Source organism: Pseudoalteromonas sp. T1lg10 (assembly GCF_002964545.1).
In the GTDB taxonomy this organism is placed as follows: Bacteria; Pseudomonadota; Gammaproteobacteria; order Enterobacterales; family Alteromonadaceae; genus Pseudoalteromonas.
Window position 1 is genome coordinate 98,417 of sequence record NZ_PQBV01000042.1, and the last position, 18,012, is coordinate 116,428.

15 protein-coding genes and 1 pseudogene are annotated in these 18,012 nt (G+C 46.7%); 10 read left to right on the plus strand and 6 right to left on the minus strand.

What is annotated here, in order from left to right:
* The first annotated feature begins 120 nt into the window (after positions 1–120).
* The 3 genes and pseudogenes from C2M17_RS11685 to C2M17_RS11695 all read left to right on the plus strand — a co-directional run bounded on the left by C2M17_RS11685 (position 121) and on the right by C2M17_RS11695 (position 3,297).
* A complete protein-coding gene (locus C2M17_RS11685) occupies positions 121–1,305 on the plus strand; it encodes a hypothetical protein (protein ID WP_105200940.1) in 1,185 nt (394 codons plus the stop codon).
* 54 nt (positions 1,306–1,359) lie between these two features.
* Positions 1,360–1,602 (plus strand): annotated as a pseudogene (locus C2M17_RS11690) (MmcQ/YjbR family DNA-binding protein); the annotation flags it as partial.
* Positions 1,603–1,650: 48 nt separating this feature from the next.
* Positions 1,651–3,297, plus strand: coding sequence for a recombinase family protein (locus tag C2M17_RS11695; protein WP_105200942.1), 1,647 nt, complete (start codon positions 1,651–1,653; stop codon positions 3,295–3,297).
* Between the two features lie 57 nt (positions 3,298–3,354).
* Here the strand turns inward: C2M17_RS11695 and C2M17_RS11700 are convergent, their stop codons facing one another.
* The 4 genes from C2M17_RS11700 to C2M17_RS11715 form a co-directional block, all read right to left on the minus strand.
* The gene (locus tag C2M17_RS11700) at positions 3,355–4,986 is read right to left on the minus strand and encodes a hypothetical protein (RefSeq protein ID WP_105200943.1); all 1,632 of its coding nucleotides are present in this window, start codon (positions 4,984–4,986) and stop codon (positions 3,355–3,357) included.
* Positions 4,987–5,356: 370 nt separating this feature from the next.
* Entirely contained in the window at positions 5,357–6,307 is a 951-nt protein-coding gene (locus C2M17_RS11705) for a hypothetical protein (RefSeq protein ID WP_233997984.1), read from the minus strand.
* Between the two features lie 11 nt (positions 6,308–6,318).
* A complete protein-coding gene (locus tag C2M17_RS11710) occupies positions 6,319–6,882 on the minus strand; it encodes a recombinase family protein (protein WP_105200945.1) in 564 nt (187 codons plus the stop codon).
* 173 nt (positions 6,883–7,055) lie between these two features.
* Entirely contained in the window at positions 7,056–8,129 is a 1,074-nt protein-coding gene (locus C2M17_RS11715) for a hypothetical protein (RefSeq protein WP_105200946.1), read from the minus strand.
* 235 nt (positions 8,130–8,364) lie between these two features.
* Here C2M17_RS11715 and C2M17_RS15930 point away from each other — a divergent pair, with 235 nt between their 5' ends.
* The 5 genes from C2M17_RS15930 (at position 8,365) to C2M17_RS11735 (ending at position 11,532) form a co-directional block, all read left to right on the plus strand.
* Positions 8,365–8,517, plus strand: coding sequence for an MmcQ/YjbR family DNA-binding protein (locus C2M17_RS15930; protein ID WP_199776018.1), 153 nt, complete (start codon positions 8,365–8,367; stop codon positions 8,515–8,517).
* Positions 8,518–8,583: 66 nt separating this feature from the next.
* Entirely contained in the window at positions 8,584–9,186 is a 603-nt protein-coding gene (locus C2M17_RS11720) for a VTT domain-containing protein (RefSeq protein ID WP_105200947.1), read from the plus strand.
* A 177-nt stretch (positions 9,187–9,363) separates the two neighbouring features.
* Positions 9,364–10,062: a LiaF domain-containing protein gene (locus C2M17_RS11725; protein WP_105200948.1), complete on the plus strand. Its 699-nt coding sequence runs from the start codon at positions 9,364–9,366 to the stop codon at positions 10,060–10,062.
* Between the two features lie 180 nt (positions 10,063–10,242).
* A complete protein-coding gene (locus tag C2M17_RS11730) occupies positions 10,243–10,884 on the plus strand; it encodes a sulfotransferase family protein (protein ID WP_105200949.1) in 642 nt (213 codons plus the stop codon).
* A 75-nt stretch (positions 10,885–10,959) separates the two neighbouring features.
* Complete coding sequence (locus C2M17_RS11735) at positions 10,960–11,532, plus strand: tRNA-(ms[2]io[6]A)-hydroxylase (RefSeq protein WP_105201093.1); 573 nt, start codon at positions 10,960–10,962, stop codon at positions 11,530–11,532.
* 114 nt (positions 11,533–11,646) lie between these two features.
* Here the strand turns inward: C2M17_RS11735 and C2M17_RS11740 are convergent, their stop codons facing one another.
* Together C2M17_RS11740 and C2M17_RS11745 are read right to left on the minus strand one after the other, a co-directional pair.
* A complete protein-coding gene (locus C2M17_RS11740; RefSeq protein WP_105200950.1) occupies positions 11,647–12,198 on the minus strand; it encodes an HdeD family acid-resistance protein in 552 nt (183 codons plus the stop codon).
* Positions 12,199–12,207: 9 nt separating this feature from the next.
* A complete protein-coding gene (locus C2M17_RS11745) occupies positions 12,208–13,446 on the minus strand; it encodes a Xaa-Pro dipeptidase (RefSeq protein WP_325050673.1) in 1,239 nt (412 codons plus the stop codon).
* 185 nt (positions 13,447–13,631) lie between these two features.
* On the opposite strand from C2M17_RS11745, the gene C2M17_RS11750 reads away from it, so the two are divergent.
* Together C2M17_RS11750 and C2M17_RS11755 are read left to right on the plus strand one after the other, a co-directional pair.
* Positions 13,632–15,236: a mechanosensitive ion channel family protein gene (locus tag C2M17_RS11750; protein WP_105200951.1), complete on the plus strand. Its 1,605-nt coding sequence runs from the start codon at positions 13,632–13,634 to the stop codon at positions 15,234–15,236.
* Positions 15,237–15,620: 384 nt separating this feature from the next.
* Positions 15,621–17,912 carry a TonB-dependent receptor gene (locus C2M17_RS11755; RefSeq protein ID WP_105200952.1) on the plus strand — a complete coding sequence of 764 codons (2,292 nt, stop codon included), beginning with the start codon at positions 15,621–15,623 and terminating at the stop codon, positions 17,910–17,912.
* The last annotated feature ends 100 nt before the right edge of the window (positions 17,913–18,012 follow it).

Here is an 18,012-nt window from a genome sequence, read left to right on the forward strand (position 1 = left end):
CATCTCTAGCTTAGCGCTAAAGTCACGGCATAATTTGCTTGGCCGTCCATGCTAGTTGTACCCCAGTCCAGTAATCGCTGTTATGATCTGGGGCAAAGGGATTAGATAAATAAACGCGTTATGGAAAGAAGAATCATCAATATATTTATATGCTTAGCTATTTTCTTAGCGCTGGCGCACGGGGCCAATCAGTTGCAGGGAAAACAGCTGGAGTTACCCGAGCCAGTAGCCGCCTGTATAACCTGGCTGCAGCAATTATTTGGCTTAAAACAAGCCTCGCTTCCAGCTCCAGCGCCGCTGCAGAATAAATCGCCTTTAAACACACCGACTAAACCCACACAAGCTCAGCCCGGTATCGGAGCTAGTACCGGAAAGAGTGGCGAAAAAAGCGCCGTGGCGACAAAGGGCAGTAAGCATAACCTTGGGCAGCGTTTTACCTGTACCGACACTTCCTTAGGAGAGCTCAAGGTGCAGCAATTTCAGGGTATTTACACCTGGACTGATAGTCAGGGCGTGCGTCATGTCAGTGATCAAAAGCCCGACTTTGAGGTGCAGCAATATCGGTACGAGGGTGCTGATGTGATGGATTACTTTGCTCTTGAACTGATTGCGCCGAGTATGAATAGTGAATTTAGAGCCCGGCTCGAGTCGACCTTAAATGGTGTCTTTAAAGCCTATAGTCAGGTGGTCGGCAGGGAGGTGATGCGTAAGGTTGAATTACGCCTGCATGTATTGCCGAAGCGCAGCAGTTACCTGGCGGCCATACGCCGCGCTGGCAGTACTTCCTCAAACAGCGTCGGCAGTTATTTCGGCCGTTCCAATGAAGCCTATATAGAATACCGAGGTGATGTTCAAACCATGCGCACGGCCATACATGAAGCTGTACATGCCATAAATCACGCCATACTAGGCAATACGCCTTCTTGGCTCAATGAGGGGTTGGCGGAATATTTTGAGCACACCGAGATTGAGCTGCAATTGGTGATGGTACATCCTAACCCAAGTTGGGTTCGTGATGGCTGGCTACAACAGAGCGTTTATAGCCCGGGTCATTTATGGCAAGCGGAAGCCTTGTGGCAAAACGATGGTGATAGTAGCAAGTTATATCGCTCCAGTTGGGCGTTTATAAGCTATTTGCTGCATAATTCTGAGGGCCGAAAGGCGTTCAAGCAAGTAGTCAAAGCACAAGTGGCGCAGCGCTGTCAGAAGCTCAGTGCTCAGCAGGTACAGGGATTAGTTCCGATTAACATCAGGCAAGGCTTTAGCCGCTGGCAGCAAGGTGAACTCAGCGGCCATAGATACTAACTTTTGAAGACTGAGTAAAAGTAACCAAATAACCATGAATAATAAGGTGCCGGTATGGATCAGATTCAAGCCCATAATTATTTGCTCAATAAGCCACAAACCAAGGTCGAACAGCCCTTTGGCGAAGGGGTTGATGTGTATAAGGTAGCAGGTAAGATGTTTGCCACTTTAACGCTGCGTGCAATCGACGATGGCGAACCCATGTGGCAAATGAACCTCAAGTGCGACCCGGATGAGGCGCAGGCGCTGCGCGATATTTTTAGCGCCGTGTTGCCCGGATACCATATGGATAAACGCAATTGTCATATAAGCCTGTAGTTTGTATACTCGCGCTCCCTCCAACACATGGGCGTGTACAGTACAGTGATTGCATATAGTTACCTAAGACTCTCCTCAAAGAAACAAATGGCTGGTTATGGTCGAGAACGCCAGCTTGAAAACACAGTTAAGGCCGCTCAGAAGCATGGTTGGGTTCTCTCAGAGAAAACCTTTGAGGACTTAGGTGTAAGTGGCTGGAAAGGTCAGAATGTCTCTGAGGGAGCATTCAGTGAGTTCTTATCCCTTGTAGACTCTGGGTCACTTCAGACACCGTGTGTGTTGATTTGTGAGAACCCAGACAGGATTTCACGCCAAGGTGTAAATAAGTCCGTAGAAATCATGCTTACTCTGCTTCGTAAGGGTGTACAGGTATACACTGTATCAGATGACCGTCTCTATTCAGGCTCTAGTGAATATGCGCTGTTTGACTTAATGACTTGGGGGATCTCTGCGCAACGTGGTGCTGAGGAATCTGAGGTAAAGTCACAGCGGATTAAAGATGCAAGAAAGCGGAAGCAGTTAGCTGCTAGAACAACAGGAATCAAAGTCACTTCTCAATGTCCCGTTTGGATGGAATATGACAAAGCTAGTGACCAATTTAATGTGCTTGAGGAAAAGGCATCTATCGTAAAAGAGATATTTTCTCTCTATACCCAAGGGTACGGCTCTATTCAAATCACCCACAAGTTAGTGGCCTCTGCTACACCTCCACTGGGACGCTCCGCTAAATGGACGCCACAGAAGGTCAATTATATTCTTAGGCAGCAGAGTGTTATAGGCTTGTTCCAGCCAATGAGAAAGTCAGGGACTACTTATTTACCAGAGGGTGAGCCCATTTCAGATTACTATCCTGCAATAATTGATCAACAAACATGGGAAAAGGCTGAGATCATCAAGGCAAAGAGCGGGGCTTTGAGAGGGAGAAAGGCGATTAATCATCGTAATATCTTCAAGGGGTTGCTCAAGTGCGTGTGTGGAAGAGCTTACACGCTCAAGGGTGGTAATGAGGATAGCGTACGGTGTGGGTCTTATGGGACAACTTGCAAGGAACCTACTTGGGTATACACCAAACTAGAGCACAACCTTCTTCTGGTACTTAATGGCTTAGACTGGACTGCATTAACAGGCACAGGTGAGCACGTGGAACAGTTGGAAGCAATTCGTCACGACATTGAAGTAACTAAGCTGAAGCTAGCAAAAGCTGATAAGGGCGTTAGCAATCTTGCGGAAACCATAAAAGAGATGGGACTTGATGATATGTTGAGAAGCAGTCTCAATGAAGCTAGAGAACAGCGAGAACGCTTAAAAGGTCAAATAGAAAAACTTAGACAGAAGGAAACTCTACTCGCTGCACAGGCATCTAATGAAGGGAATTGGAAACGGCTCCATCAGGTCAGAAACATGCTGGATAATGAAGAAGGTAGACATAAGGTTAATGGTTACCTGAGAAGCCTTATAAGTGACATTACTCTTAAGACTGGTGCAACGCCTTGGCTAACAACGCCTCACCCTGAGTTACCATATAGAGAACATGATACGCGTTCTAAAGGGTCTATGGTCATAACACTCAACTCAGGTGTAGAGATTGAGGCACAGGTTAGTAAAGATCAGAAGACAGTTTATTGGAATAATGGTGAGTCCCGTTCTGTTTTTGTTTTTGGTAATTCTAAGTAAGAGCGGCGGACGAAAGGGAGTCATCTGAACTCCCAATGGGGATTTATGGCTAAAGTACTAAGCTTCTAATCCAAGCCTTGCTAGCCGTACTTTGTTTAGCGTGGACTCCTGCGCAATTTTCGCCAGTGCTAGTTTGGCATTTTCTTCACCTTGTGGCCCAATCGACAGTTTTAAAAGTTTTCTCCAAGGCTTTCCGCTCTCTTCTTTAAAGAACTGCTGGAAATCAGATACTGTAATTTGAGACATTCTTGCCTTGTCTTCCTCACTAATGTCATAACTTGTGCCAACTCTAATTAGGAACTCTCTGGTGGGTTCCACTTGAGGGGAATTATTGAGTACCACTGCAACACTTTCAATTAGCTCATCGTCTATTTCATGTCCGAAGTCATCATGCTTGTCTAGATATTTTAAACGTCCTTTCTTTAGGTTTGTTGAGACAAAGGCCTTTATAAGCTCAGAAGCCTTACTTTTTTGCTCTAGCTCTCGCAGTAGCCGTACAGAGCTACTTAAGTTAGAAGCGTTCATTGTACTCACTGCGTTTGTAGCAATCTGCATGAAACGTTCAACAAAATCCTTCTCCTCACAAAAGGAGTTGTGAAACTCCTGCCAGATTTCACTAAAAGCATTCTCCTGAATAGATTCAATTAACTTTTTGTTCGTTTCTGCGGCTGTGGTTTCAAAAGACTCAACATCGATAAACCCAGACTCAACTATTTGAAGGAGTACTTTATCCAAGTCATCTACATGGCCAAAGTGGTAGGCGACTAATAAGCCTCTCCATCTTTTATGGTCGTCAGGTTCTTTCGTTGACAAGCTGACAAATGAATTGGTTTTCAGAAAATCGATCGGCGGTATGTCCTTATTAGAACTGGAGCAGTAGTAACTCGTAGTGAACAAGGTGATAGTGTGACAAATTTGTCTATGTATCGCTGGGTCTAGGCCATCACAATGTTGTAAACACTTTGATATTAGAGTGTATGCTTTTGAAATTACACGCATGTTTGTGAGGTTAAGGGTTTCTGCGCATTCACGGATTGCTTCTATTAACGCAAAATTATCAGGGATAATTAGGTCGATACATTCTGATGGAGTAGGACTAAAAGTTATCTCCTTATCTATAACTTTCTCTTTAAACTCTTTGTAGTCTGGGCTATCAGAAATACTCGCTTCATTTAGTAGGAGAACAACCTTGCATTTTTTTTGCTCTTTCAATTGAGACACTATGCCAAGAATATCTTTAGAACTTAGCGCATTACCTTTTCTCTCAAGATCATCAATACAGATTAAGCTATTGGACACGTACATGTAAGACATTGCATCGAGTACTGAAGAAGCATTTTTTATAAATGGCAAGTTCTTGATTTGCTTTAGGCTTTTCTGTCCAAGGGACTTGCTCATACTAACAGTATTATCTTTTAACGATTTCAGGCTTGGATCTGAACCTATCAAAGAGCTATCAATCAGGTTCTCAAACAATGTTACCTTCAACACTTCTAAAGAGTTGACTCCAAATAAACTGACGTATGAATATTTATCGAAAGCTAAGGTTTTATCATTCCTAGCGTTGACTAGCTCATGGTTCCAAGCAAAAGTTTTACCAACCCCCCAAGCTCCACTTATAGCAAGGACTTCTGGCTCACTGGAACTTAAAAATTCTGATATGTGTTGTTGGATGATTTGTAGTGACATTGTTGATTTTCCTTGTTGGTATGACTCATCTATCTTTTTGTTTCTTCCCAGAAAATTAACACATAGGTCTTTGAATAAATACATGTATTGCATGAGGAAAGGAAAGCGTCCAGCGTTATGGTCTTGATGCGAGGTAGGGGGGAGGGGTGGAGGTAATGAAGCCTCTTTGCGATTGCATCGACTCACTATGTTTACACCAAATGTGTTTTTAAAATTGTTGTTTTTTTAGGCTTTAGTTTTGTTTCTACATACTTGTCTTAAACCTGTTGTGTACACCAAGGAAAGCCACACCGTACACATGTGTACACCTAGTCTTTAAAGATTCATAAAGACTACGTGAGGCTTGCCTTTGTGGTTAATTTAACGGCTTCTAAAAGGCATCGTATGAGCTTTCAGGAACAGAAGAACCATCCCAGTTATCAGGTACTTCATCACTCGCTAGTGTTCCAGCTTGCTCCAACCATTTGTCCCTTCTGGTAATAGAGATACCAAGGGTAGAGCCCCTAGCTGTTTTACGTAGGGCTTCCCTGAAGTTATCCTCACCAACAGACTCAATTAAGCTATCAATCTTTGAATAAGTGTCCTCTATTAGGTATAGCCTATACTCTTCACTGGTCTTATCCTTGGGTATATACTTTTTACCTGAGACGGCATCAGAAAGTCTTCTTACTTTTGGGAATCCTTTAGAGTCCCATGCAGATTTAGTTAACGCCTCAGGGTAATTTAGCTTTAATTGCGACTGTAACTTGTTAGTGAAACTCTCAAGAGACTTGTAATCCTCTAGTTTTCCTTGGATAACTTCACAACAAGTTTTAAGTGCCCTTGATACATGGTTAGCTTGACCACGACAGCACCCCACTAGTTTCTGGATTTCACTTACGCTGTAATCGTACTTTCCGGCTACCACTAAGCTTCGAAACTTAGACTGATTAACTTCGTCTTTGGTAACACCTACACCATGGCTTTGGTTAGCTTCTTGCGCTGTTAGGAAGGCTTCAGTGTATGATCTGTTCTTGATTAGCATAGCTCTAACCGTGAAATCATCGCGTTTAGCTTCCTTCATGTACTCAAGGGATGCGCCAACACGATGGAATCCATCAACAACAAGCTTTTTCCCATTTACTTCAAATAGGGTGATAGGTTGCTTTATGCCTACACCATTATGAAGGTCATCAAGAATCTCTTTCGACTGACTCTCTTGCTTGAGTTCTTGTCCGCGTCTGGCGCTCTTGTTCTTGATTAAATCAGTGTCCCTTGCTTGCATAGCAGGGTCGAGGATTACTTCTCGAGGGTTAATGTCTATGAAACTACTGTCAGACATGTATTGGTTCATTAGGGCTTCTCTATGGCTTCTAGAGCTCTTTGTACTGTGGAAAGGGAAACACCAACCTCTTTGGCTATCTTGCGTAAAGACACGCCCTGAGAGCGTAATTGCTTGATTTGCTGGTGGTTGGCTTTGTTGGTAGGACGACCACGGTATTTACCCGCAGCCTTGGCTTTCTCAATGCCTTCCTGACGTCTCTCTTGAATCATGGATAATTCGAATTGAGCGACTGCTCCTAGCATACTCAGCATTAACTCAGACATAGGGTCAGAACCACCAGCTTTGAAGCATAGGCCTTCTTTGTGGAACTTTACGTTGATTCCGTTGTTGTTCCAGTCTGTAACGAGGTCTTTAAGGTCTGAGAGGTTACGAGCGAGTCTATCAATACTATGGACATGGACAGTATCACCTTCCCTGATGTATTCCTTTAGCTCACTTAAGGCAGGTCGTTGGGTTGAACCACCACTGCATTGATCAACAAACTTCTTAGTAAAGCTAACCTCTACCTCAGCGAGTTGTCGTTCCGTGTTTTGGTCTGTAGTCGAAACCCTAACATAAGCTATATGTGCCACATCCTGTACTCATTTGATTCTAAGAGGTGGCGGATAATAATGTGGTCTTAATTCAAAGTAAACCCTAATGGGTACTGTTTGATCACGTTATGACCATACCCGTTTGGGTATAGCCATAAAGGTACAGATGCTAGGTGATTAAGAGTTGATACAATACTCGAGGGTTAAACCTTTTAGGTTTCTTCGTTTGTGTTTTCTTGAAGCTTCCTAGCAGCAGCTGTTTGGCTAGGTAAAACTACTTTTATTAGTCTGGCGTTTAATATTTCACCGTTCTGTAAGTTGGCCTGATAATCTAACGTGATGGGTTTACCGTCACGAAATGCATTGTAGAGCGAGTCACTTTCCTCAGGTTTCAAGAATGAAGTATCGACTTTTATGTTAAAGCTTACGTCGTCTCCAACCATTGTAACTCCAACAATCAAGTGTGTTTCTTTTCTTTTAATAGAGTCAATGTGGAAATCGCCACTGTCTTCATCAACATCACGAGTTACAGAAGGTTTTTCGCTAATTTTTCTTATTTCTGCGTTAGAGTAAGTACTGTCACCTATCGACATTTGGTCTGCATCTTGTACAGACTTGACCACTTCTCTATATCCATTGTTAACTATTTGAACCGCTTGTTTAGCGCGCTTAGGGCTTACTTCAATTGCTTCTTCCATGACTTGTTGTCGGAGTGCGTTAATAGCGGTTTTGTTAGTCTCAGATAAAGCAATGATCTGCTCCGTCCGCTGCTCTTCTTGGTGCTTACTAGCCTCTTGCTTAGCTATTTCTATTTTAGTCTTCTGAAGACTGTCGTTGAACTCTACAACTGAGTATGAACCTGTAATAGCCAAAATTAATAAGGCTATAAGTCCTGTTTTTTGTTTACCCGTCATGTCGTCTAATACCACATCAAGTTTGTTGATTATAGCGTTAACCCAGTCACCTAGGTTACCTGATGTATCGGTTGAACCTTCTTTGATTGTGAAGGTTAACTCTAACTTTTCTTTATCATCGTTTGTTAGCTTCTGCCTGTTAGCACTTCTATAGCTAATTAGCGCATATGCTTTATTTATTTCACTTTGAAGGCAGACCAAGCCTTCCATAAGCTTTGTTGGTAAGGAGCTGTGATAACGCTTCCCTTTGATATTAAGGCTAATTATTGGCCAATTTTCAAACTTAACGTCAGTAGCGTCTTGTTGTCCAGCTATTACAGCGTGGGCATACTCTAAGAATGTTTTTTCGTCGGAAATAATGAAAGCTGACATTTTGGGTACATCCTGTTTTCGTAGTGTTGGCGTTCACAGTGTGGTAGTTATTCTTTATAACAATACTAACGCTTCTTTGGTTCAGAACTATAACTAAACATCTATGAGAACGAAAGTTCTATACTGTAAGGGGGTAATTAATGCTTGGAATAACACTATTAAGACTGTGCTATGTTTTGCTGGTTTACTCAGTCTGGTGATTATACGACAGGATTCTTGCTGGTTTTTATGAAAGATGATTAAGCGACTTTGGAACACGATTATCTTAGACGGCAGCATTCCTAAAGGGGAAGTCGAGCGCATGATGGATAACTCTTACCTCTTGGTGGTGGCGAAACTAACGAAAGCCAAGCAGCAAGAGCTTTTGACGCAGTTGGAGCAGCGCTAGGCTGTTAACACGAATCACTTTGGTAAAGCGCCGACTAAATGGCGCATAATGATGTAGGGAGACAAGATGGGAATGTGTGGGCGACTGATACATAAAACACGGCGCTGGATCCACTCTCGGCATATGCTCTCAAGCGTGACCCTGGCTTCGTTTTTAGAGTCGACCATAGTGCCCATTCCCTTGGAAGCGCTCTTGGTGCCGCTGATGCAGGCGCGGCGCGATAAAATCTGGGCCATCGCTCTGGTGGCAACTTTGGGTTGTATGCTCGGCGCCTTGTTTGGTTATGCCCTGGGCTATTATCTTTTCGATATGCTGGGTGATTGGCTAATCGAACTTATCTCAACCCCGGAGCAGTTTGCCGAAGTCAAAGCGCAAATGCACAGCCAGGGCTTTTGGTTTGTGCTGACCCTGGGCATAGTGCCCATTCCCTTTCAAATTGCCATGTTGGCGGCGGGGGCAACTCATTATCCCCTGTGGTTATTTTTCCTTGCCACCGCTATAGCCCGCTCGTTGCGATATTTTGGTCTGGCTTTGGTAGTGTATTACGCCGGTAATAAAGCGGAAAAGGTGATCCGCAAACATAAGCTCAAAGGCATTGCTGCCCTGAGTGTCTTGGTGCTGGGCACCTGGTGGTTGGCGAGCAGCTGGACGACTTCCGGTGTTAGTTAAAACGCATGTGCAAAATTTGCTAAAAAGTGGTGATAAATACGTAAACGTGGTCATTGCTACCGGCACTTGTTGTCAGGTTCTATTTATCTGTATGATTTATATGTGTTTTTAATCTTGGTCTAAAGTTTGCTGTAAAAGTACTAGCCTATATAGGATTACACTTTAAGGAATTGAATTATGTCGGTACCCGTCGCGGATAGACCCCTAGAGCAGGTTAAAGAAGAAGTCATAGACCAGCTTATACTTAATTACAGCCATGGCGAGCTCTCTGCCGAGGCGTTCGAGCGCCGTTTGGATGCAGCCTATGACAGCACGGATCAAGAATATCTAGTGACCTTGGTTGCCGATTTACCATTGCAAGCTGACCCGCGCTATCAAAGTGAAAAGGCGGCCCGTTTGCGCCCACAATACGGCCGTGGCGATGAGCAACCGATAGGTGAGTCCATCACCACCATTTTAAGTTCGGATCACCGTGGCGGCGATTGGGTTGTTCCTAAAAAAATACAGATAAAAAACGTGCTTGGGGCTTTGGAGCTGGACTTTAGCAATGCCATCTTCAGCCATCCTGACGTACATATTCACCTTAACTGCTATTTGGGCTCATGCGAGATTTATGTGCCAGAGGGCGTTGATGTGGTGACGCAAACCACCAATATTATTGCCTCCACTAGCAATCAGCGGGTGGCCTTAGGTCCGCGGGATCAAGACCGCCAACGTCCGCGTATTTTACTCACCGGCCGTAATGTTTTAGGCAGCGTCGAAGTCAGCGTAAAAAGAACCATGAAAGAAAAATTAAAATCCTTTGCCGACAATTTGCGCACCCTGTTTGATGACGGTTCTGGCAACGGCAATGATAAAAGCGATAAATATTACTAACTTATATTTTAGTGACTATACTTAGCAATGCTGTAATTAGCAGCTCCCAGGTTGCGGCGGTGTATTTAACCGCCGCTTTTTTTTTGTCTGCATAAAAGCACAAGCCCAGGGTCGCATAGATGAAGGGGCATGAGTATAATGGCGCCCTTATTTTTTGGGCGCGGATCAAGGCCACCCCTAATGAATGCAGTAGAGAAAATATTTGTGCTGGGCTTGCCCCGTACCGGCACCACCAGCGTGTGTGTGGCGGCCTTGCAGTTGGGCTTGCCTACGGCGCACACCGCCTATACTCAGGCCTGCGTTGAACAGGCTCAGGTGCTGGCCGACACTCCTTGTTTTAGTCATTATCCCGAGCTTGCCAGGCGCTATCCGCGCAGTCGCTTTATTCTCCTTTGCCGTGATGAACAGGCCTGGCTGGCATCCATTAAGCAATTACTGGCGCGCATGAGCGATAACCTGTTATGCACCCATGGCGGCTTTAGCCCTTTATTAAAACAAAGTTATGGGCGGGTATTTGCCCCTCTGAACCCACACACACTGGCGGATGATGCTCACCTTTTACACTGTTATCGCCGCCACCAACAGCAGGTGCGCGACTATTTTGCCACTCAGAGCGAGCGTTTGTTGTGCCTGAATTTAGGCGAACCCCATGCCTACCACACATTCTGCCGCTTTTTGGGTGTTGAGCCCCAAGGCAGCGAGTTTGCCCACCTTAATAAGGGTAATAAGGTAATGGCCTGGCGCGACATTAAAAGCCCGCTGAAAATTGCCTCGACCCGCAATGGCAAGGTGGATAACCTCGATAGCTGGTGGTTAGGCTAAGGGTCTTGGTTTGGGACTGGCGTGAATGGCCCTGGCTGCGTACAATAGCGCCAATTTTAGTTGTCAGTAATGCTTATGTTTGAACTCGAATTTAATACGCCACAGCAGTGGACCGATGCGGTGCTTGCCGACTTCGACGCCTTTTTACAAGATCATGCCGCCGCCGAGAAAAAAGCCTCGGGCATGGCGCTTTCTATGCTGTCTCACTACCCGGATAAGCGTAAATTGGTCAAGGCCATGACGGACTTGGCACTTGAAGAAATGATCCACTTTAAGCAGGTGGTGAAGTTGCTTACCGAGCGTGATGTTAATCTCGGCGACGATAAAAAAGACCCCTATGTAAATCAGCTGCGCGGCATGTTCCGTCATGGTAAAGAAGTCTTTATGCTCGATCGCCTGCTGGTGGCTGCGGTGATTGAGGCGCGCGGTCATGAGCGTTTTGCTTTAATCGCCGAGGCGTTGCCGCCGGGTAAGGACAAGGAGTTTTATACCGCCATCGCCAAGTCTGAAGAAAAACACAAGAATCTATTTGTGGAATTGGCCTACGAATATTTCGATAAAGAAGAAGTGGATGCTCGTCTGGCCGAGGTGATCACCCGCGAAGCACAAATCTGTGCCTCTTTGCCATATCGCGCTGCCTTACATTAAGGTTTGTAGGTCGATGCTCTGCGTCGACAAAAGGGCATTGTCGGGCTGAAAGCCCGACCTACAGGCGACCTACAGTCGACCTACAACGAGATGCTGTAGGTGGCAAAGGCACAGTTAGCCGTGCGCCTTATCCAAGGCGCGTAGCTTAAAGCCCAGCCAACATAAGATGATGCCGAAGGCAAAGGCATAAATGGCGACCAGCCAGAGCATGGCAATGATCCCCTGGCCCGGGTTAATGATCAGATAGATGCCAAAGATGATCGATACCACCCCGCTTAACAGCAACAAGGTCACGCCCTGCAGGTGCTTAAAGAGCTTGATCGCTGCCGCCATTTCCATCATGCCAATGATGATGGCCCAAAAGGCGATCAAATAGAGCATGATCAAGGCGGTCAGCTGAGGCATGCTGACCGTAACTATGGCCGCGACAATACCTAAAATGCCGGCTATCAGCGTTAAATACCAGTAAGACGAATACTGCTTTTGTTTAAATGCCAGCCAAATCCGCGAGCAACCGTCGAACATAAAGAAGGCGGCAAAGACAAAGATCAAGGCGCCTATGGTGGCTTGCGGTGAAAACCAGGCCACGGCGGCAAAGATAATGGCGATGATCCCCTGAATAACAAAGATTGGCCACTGACCCGGTAGTGAAGTATTAATAGTCATTATGCTCTCCTATTGCGGCTGCTTATAAACTTGGCCCGCTTTCATCACAAAATCAACCCGCTCCAAGACGCTGATATCCTCAAGCGGATTGCCGTCAACGGCAATCATGTCGGCGGCAAAGTCAGTGTTTAACTGGCCTAATTGCTTTTCGGCGCGCAATAGCTTGGCGGCATTGATGGTGGCACTTTGAATGGCCTCTAAGGGCGTCATGCCAAACTCCACCATGCGTGAGAACTGCTTGGCATTATCACCGTGCGGATAAATAGCGGCGTCGGTGCCAAACACCATATTCAACCCGGCATCCACGGCGCGACTAAAGCTTTCACGCTGACGCTTGGATACCTGGCGCTCTTTATTTAGGTTTTCCTCAGCAACGCCATTTTGCTCACCATAGGTGAGGGTGTATTCGGTGTTGTAGATATCCATGGACAACCAGGTACCGTGCTTTTTCGCCAGCTTAATGCCTTCGTCGTCGATATAGCTGACATGTTCAACGCTATCGGCTCCGGCGATAATGGCCGCCTTGATACCGCTGGTGCCATGGGCATGAGCGGCCACGGTTAAGCCTCGCAGATGTGCTTCTTCCACCAGGGCATTCATTTCTTCCTGGCTGTATTGCTGTACACCCACCTTGGTGCCTTTGGAGAAAACGCCGCCGGTGGCACAAAACTTAATGACGTTGGCGCCATATTTAATATTTTCACGTACCTTGGCGCGCACCGCCCAGGGACCATCGGCCACGCCTTCGGCACGGTAATTTAATTCCGGCGGTACCCGGTTGTTGTCGCAGTGGCCTCCAGTGACTCCCAAGGATGGGCCGGCCGCCCAGATCCGCGGTCCGGGTACATCACCTGCTTCTATACCATCGCGCAGGGCAATCACGCTGTAGCCGGTGGCGCCAATATTACGCAAGGTGGTAAAGCCTGCGAGCAGGGTTTTATGAGCAAAGTAGGCCGCTTTTATTGCTTTACGCGGCGCCGAATCGCTAAAACGTTGCACTCGGGGCACGGTGGGATCCGAAGTCAGATGCACATGCATGTCCATTAAACCGGGCAGCAGCATCTTGTTGCCTAAGTCGATTAATTGGTCCTCGGCGCCCAAGGGGGTCGGCAGGGTATGGCCAATGTCTGTGATAACGCCCTCATCTATGCTGATAACGACATTCTCAAGTACCTTGCCATTGGTGACATCCAACATTTTGTCGGCTTTAACATAGGTGGCGCTGTAGGCTGGGTTAGCCAAAGCCATAAGGGCGCTGCCTATCGCGGCGCCGACTAAGGAATAAAAAGGCTTAAACATAATGATCCCAAAAATAAAAGTAGCTTTTTGAATCTATCAAGTGTCTGCTTTTAAGGCAATTTTTAACGATAAAGTGTGAGCTTTTTAATTTTGCTGTCTATGCTAATTGAAGATGGAATTAAGGATATTAGACGATGTTGATAAGGGCGTGCTTACTGGCTTTGTTATTGGCCAGTAGCCTGTGCGGTGCCACACAAGGCAAGGTAACGGTAAAAGAGATATTGCAAAATCAGCAGCCTGAGCAGACGGAGCAAGAGGCAAGCGAGCAAGACCAAGGTATTGAAGAGGTGGCGCTGGATAAGCTGCACAGGGAAACGCCTCGTGGGGCCATGCAGGGTTATCTTAATGCCGCTAGGTCTCGCGATTTTACCTTGGCCAGTGACTATTTAGATTTTCGTAACTTGAGCCCCGAGGTGTTGGCGCTGGGCAAACCGCAATTGGCGGAAATCCTTTATCTGGTGCTTGAGCGCACTCTTTGGGTCGACTTGCCAAGCCTCAGCAGTCAGCCACAAGGCAAGGAGCAGGATTTACTGCCTAGCTATCGCGACTTGGTGGGCGAGCTCGCAACCGCTCAGGGGCCGGTGCAGATTTTGTTACAACGGGTGCCAGCAGAGAGTGGCGGTAATTATATCTGGAAGATATCTAATGCCACGGTGGCACAAATCCCCTTATTAAAGATGCATTACAGTTATTCCCCAAGCGGCGAGTGGCTCTACAAGCACCTCCCGGATCATAGTTTTCTCGGGGTCAAACTCTGGCAATGGGTCTATTACAGTGCCAATTTACTGGTGTATCTATTACTGGCGCTTGCCATTACCCGGGTGCTTGCCTTTATCGCCAAGCGTATTAAGCCGGATTTAAGTGCCGAGGCCAGTGGTTTGATCAATGGCCCCTTGTGTTTGTTGCTCGGGGTGATATTGGCCCGCAACCTAGCCTCAGAGGCCAATTCGACGCTGGCCAGCAAAGCCGTCTTTGAAGGGGCGACCTTATTGATCATAGCCTGGACCTGGTTTGCCCTGCGCGCCATTGACGTAGTCCGTTATCGTTTTAGCCAGCGCTTGATCCTACGAGGCAATGAGCAAGCCGTGTATTTGCTGCGACCGCTTGGCAACGTAGTGCAAATCGCCGTGGTCATCATGGCGTTATTTTTATGGTTGGAAAACCTTGGCTTTAGCGCCACCACCTTAGTGGCCGGGTTGGGTATTGGCGGTTTGGCCGTGGCACTGGCGGCACAAAAATCGGTGGAGAACATTATCGGTGCTATTACCTTGTATTCATCGGCGCCGGTACGGGTAGGGCAGGTATGCCGTTTTGGCGCCCAGTTGGGCACGGTGGAAGAAATAGGTTTGCGGGCCACCCGGGTGCGCACCTTAAACCGCACAGTGATCCATGTGCCCAATGCTCGTTTTGTTGACATGGAGTTGGAAAACATTTCCGAGCGTGAGCGTATTGGCTATCGTCCCGAGCTGATCCTTGATAGGAGCACCAGTAGCGCGCAGATCGCGGAACTACAAGCCGAGTTGATGCAACTGCTGGGGCAGCAGCCAGATGTTGCAGATAGCCCCTGTCGCGCGCGCTTTACCGGATTTGTGCCGCGGGGGCTGTGTATCGAGGTGCTCTGTTATATTGAAACCACCGACTTTAATCTGTACCTGGCCCGCAGCGAAGAACTCAATCTCGCTATCTTGTCTTTGTTGCACAAGCTGAAGATTGATTTGGCGCCACCTGATTATTTTTGAATGGTATATTTATTAATCAGTTAGGTTCGGTGTTGGGCTTTTTATGTTTATAAGTTTGGTGGGTATCGCGAAATATTATAATTAGACTATGCTTATTTTTTATGCATAAAGGACAATTGTCCTTAAATGCGCATAAAATCTTTTAAAATTCTCGATTGTGTTGGTAAAAGGTGGGAAATGTTGCAAAAAAATGAAATAAAGCTGATTTGAAGCTTCATTTCGGTGCTATACTTCGCCACCGTAATGTTCAGCCTTTTATTGGTGCCTGTACTCTCAAATTTAAGGTCCGCGTGGAGCACGCGAAAAATTGAACATTGTGCCGGGTGATAGGGCGCTACATATCTACCAATGAACAAAAGAGTACAAATAAGGGTTAAATCCGACATGAAAGCGATGAAACGTACTGCGCTTGCCAATCTAATTAAAGCAACGCTGTTATCTGCTGCTGCAGGTTCTGCATTCTCTTCCACAGCTGCCGAGCAACAAGGCCCAGCGGCGAAAGACAAATCACTTGAAGTTATTCAAATCACAGCTCGTAAACGTGTTGAAAATGCACAGGAAGTTCCTGTAGCCGTTTCTGCACTTCAGGGCGACAGCCTGGATGCGTACAGCTCCGCGGGTATGGATATTCGTTTTATGAATGCCAAGATCCCAAGCTTGTCGATTGAATCTTCATTCGGTCGCTCATTCCCACGTTTTTACGTGCGTGGTCTAGGTAACACAGACTTCGATTTGAACGCCTCACAACCAGTTTCTTTAGTTGTTGACGAAGTGGTGCAAGAAAACGCCATTCTTAAAGGTTTCCCAGTATTTGACGTGGCTCGCGTTGAAGTATTGCGTGGTCCTCAGGGTACCCTGTTCGGCCGTAATACCCCGGCGGGTCTGGTAAAGTTCGATACCGTTAAACCAAGCCAGGACTTTGAAGGTTATGGCTCAGTATCATACGGCAGCCGTGGTGCTATCGACTTTGAAGGTGCCGTAGGTGGCGCCCTGACGGATCGCCTGTCAACGCGCGTTTCTGTACTGTGGCAAGATAAAGACAACTACATCGACAACGTGGCACCGGGTTTTGAACAAAAAGACGTGCTAGGCGGTTACACCGACCAAGCCGCGCGTATTCAATTCCTTTACGAAGGTGACGATTTCACCGGCCTGTTTAACTACCATGTTCGCGATATGGACGGCACGCCTATTGCGTTTCGTGCCAATGCTATCAAAGCGGGCAGCAATGATTTGGTATCCGGTTTTGAGCACGACGAGATACAACACGACGCCGCTTCACGTGCAACTCAGCAAGTAGAATCTCAAGGTGCCAGCCTGCGCCTGGAATGGGATCTGGATGAGCACACAGTGACCTCAATCACGGCGTGGGAAAGTGCTGAGATCTATTCACGCGCCGATATCGACGGTGGTTACGGCGGTTATGAAATCGACGGCCAAGCAGTGCCAAGTGGCCCAGGCTTTATTCCGTTCACTTCAGAAAGTGCCGACGGTATTCCGGATCACGACCAATATACTCAAGAGCTGCGCCTGACCAGTAACTTCTCTGGCGACTTTAACTATCAGGTAGGTTTGTTCTACTTTGATGAAGCTTTGACCATTGAAAACTTTAGCTATGACACGGCCGCCAATGGTGCCCTGAACGGTTATGTGCTCCAGCAGCAAGACACCGAAGCCTGGGCGGTATTCGGCTCGGTTGATTACACAGTAACCGACGACTTTAAAGTGACCGTGGGTCTGCGTTACTCCGACGACGATAAAGAATTTAGCGCGAACCGTACCTTGAGCCCAGTTGGCGGCGGCACCTTGTTCCTAACGGAAAACCCAAGTGACGACCATGTGAGCTGGGATATCTCAACCAACTATAAAGTGAATGATGATATCAACTGGTACGCCCGAGTTGCCAACAGCTTCCGTGCACCAAGTATTCAGGGTCGTATCCTGTTTGGCGACGAAGTAACCGTAGCCAAGTCTGAAACTCTGACCTCGTACGAAACGGGCATCAAGTCAGATGTATGGGATGGTCGTGGTCGCGTTAACCTGGCTGTATTCTATTACGATATGGACGATCAGCAACTGACCGCAGTAGGTGGTGGTGCCAACTTTAACCGTCTTGTTAACGCTGACAAAACAACTGGTTATGGTTTTGAGCTAGATACCCAATGGTTACTAACAGACAACCTAAATGCTACTTTCAACCTGAGCTACAATAACACCGAGCTGAAAGACGATGACCTAGCGGTTGCCGTTTGTGCTCAGTGTACGGTAACGGATCCTACCTATCAGGTGCCGGGTGCATTTGGTCCTGAAGACCGTGCTATTTTGGACGGCAACAGTTTGCCGCACGCTCCTGAGTGGATCTCAAACCTAACGCTTCGTTACAGCCGTGAAATGGCCGATGGTGAGTTCTTCACTTATGCGGACGTTTCATACCGCAGCGAAATCGACTTCTTCTTATATGAGTCGGTGGAGTTTGAAGGCAAGGCCTTGACCGAAGTTGGCTTACGTTCTGGTTATAGCTGGGCAGAAGGCGACAACGAATATGAAGTGTCGGCTTTCGTTCGTAACCTGTTTGATGAGCAGCAAGCCATTGGCGCCGTTGATTTCAACAACAACACCGCCATGGTGAACGAAGAGCGTTACATTGGCGCCGAGTTCAAGATCAGCTTCTTCTAAGCTAACGAATAAGCAAGTTATGCAAAACCCGCCTTGATGGCGGGTTTTTTCGTTTATATCGCATCACCTTACTGGTACAGTACAGTTTTTATAGATACAT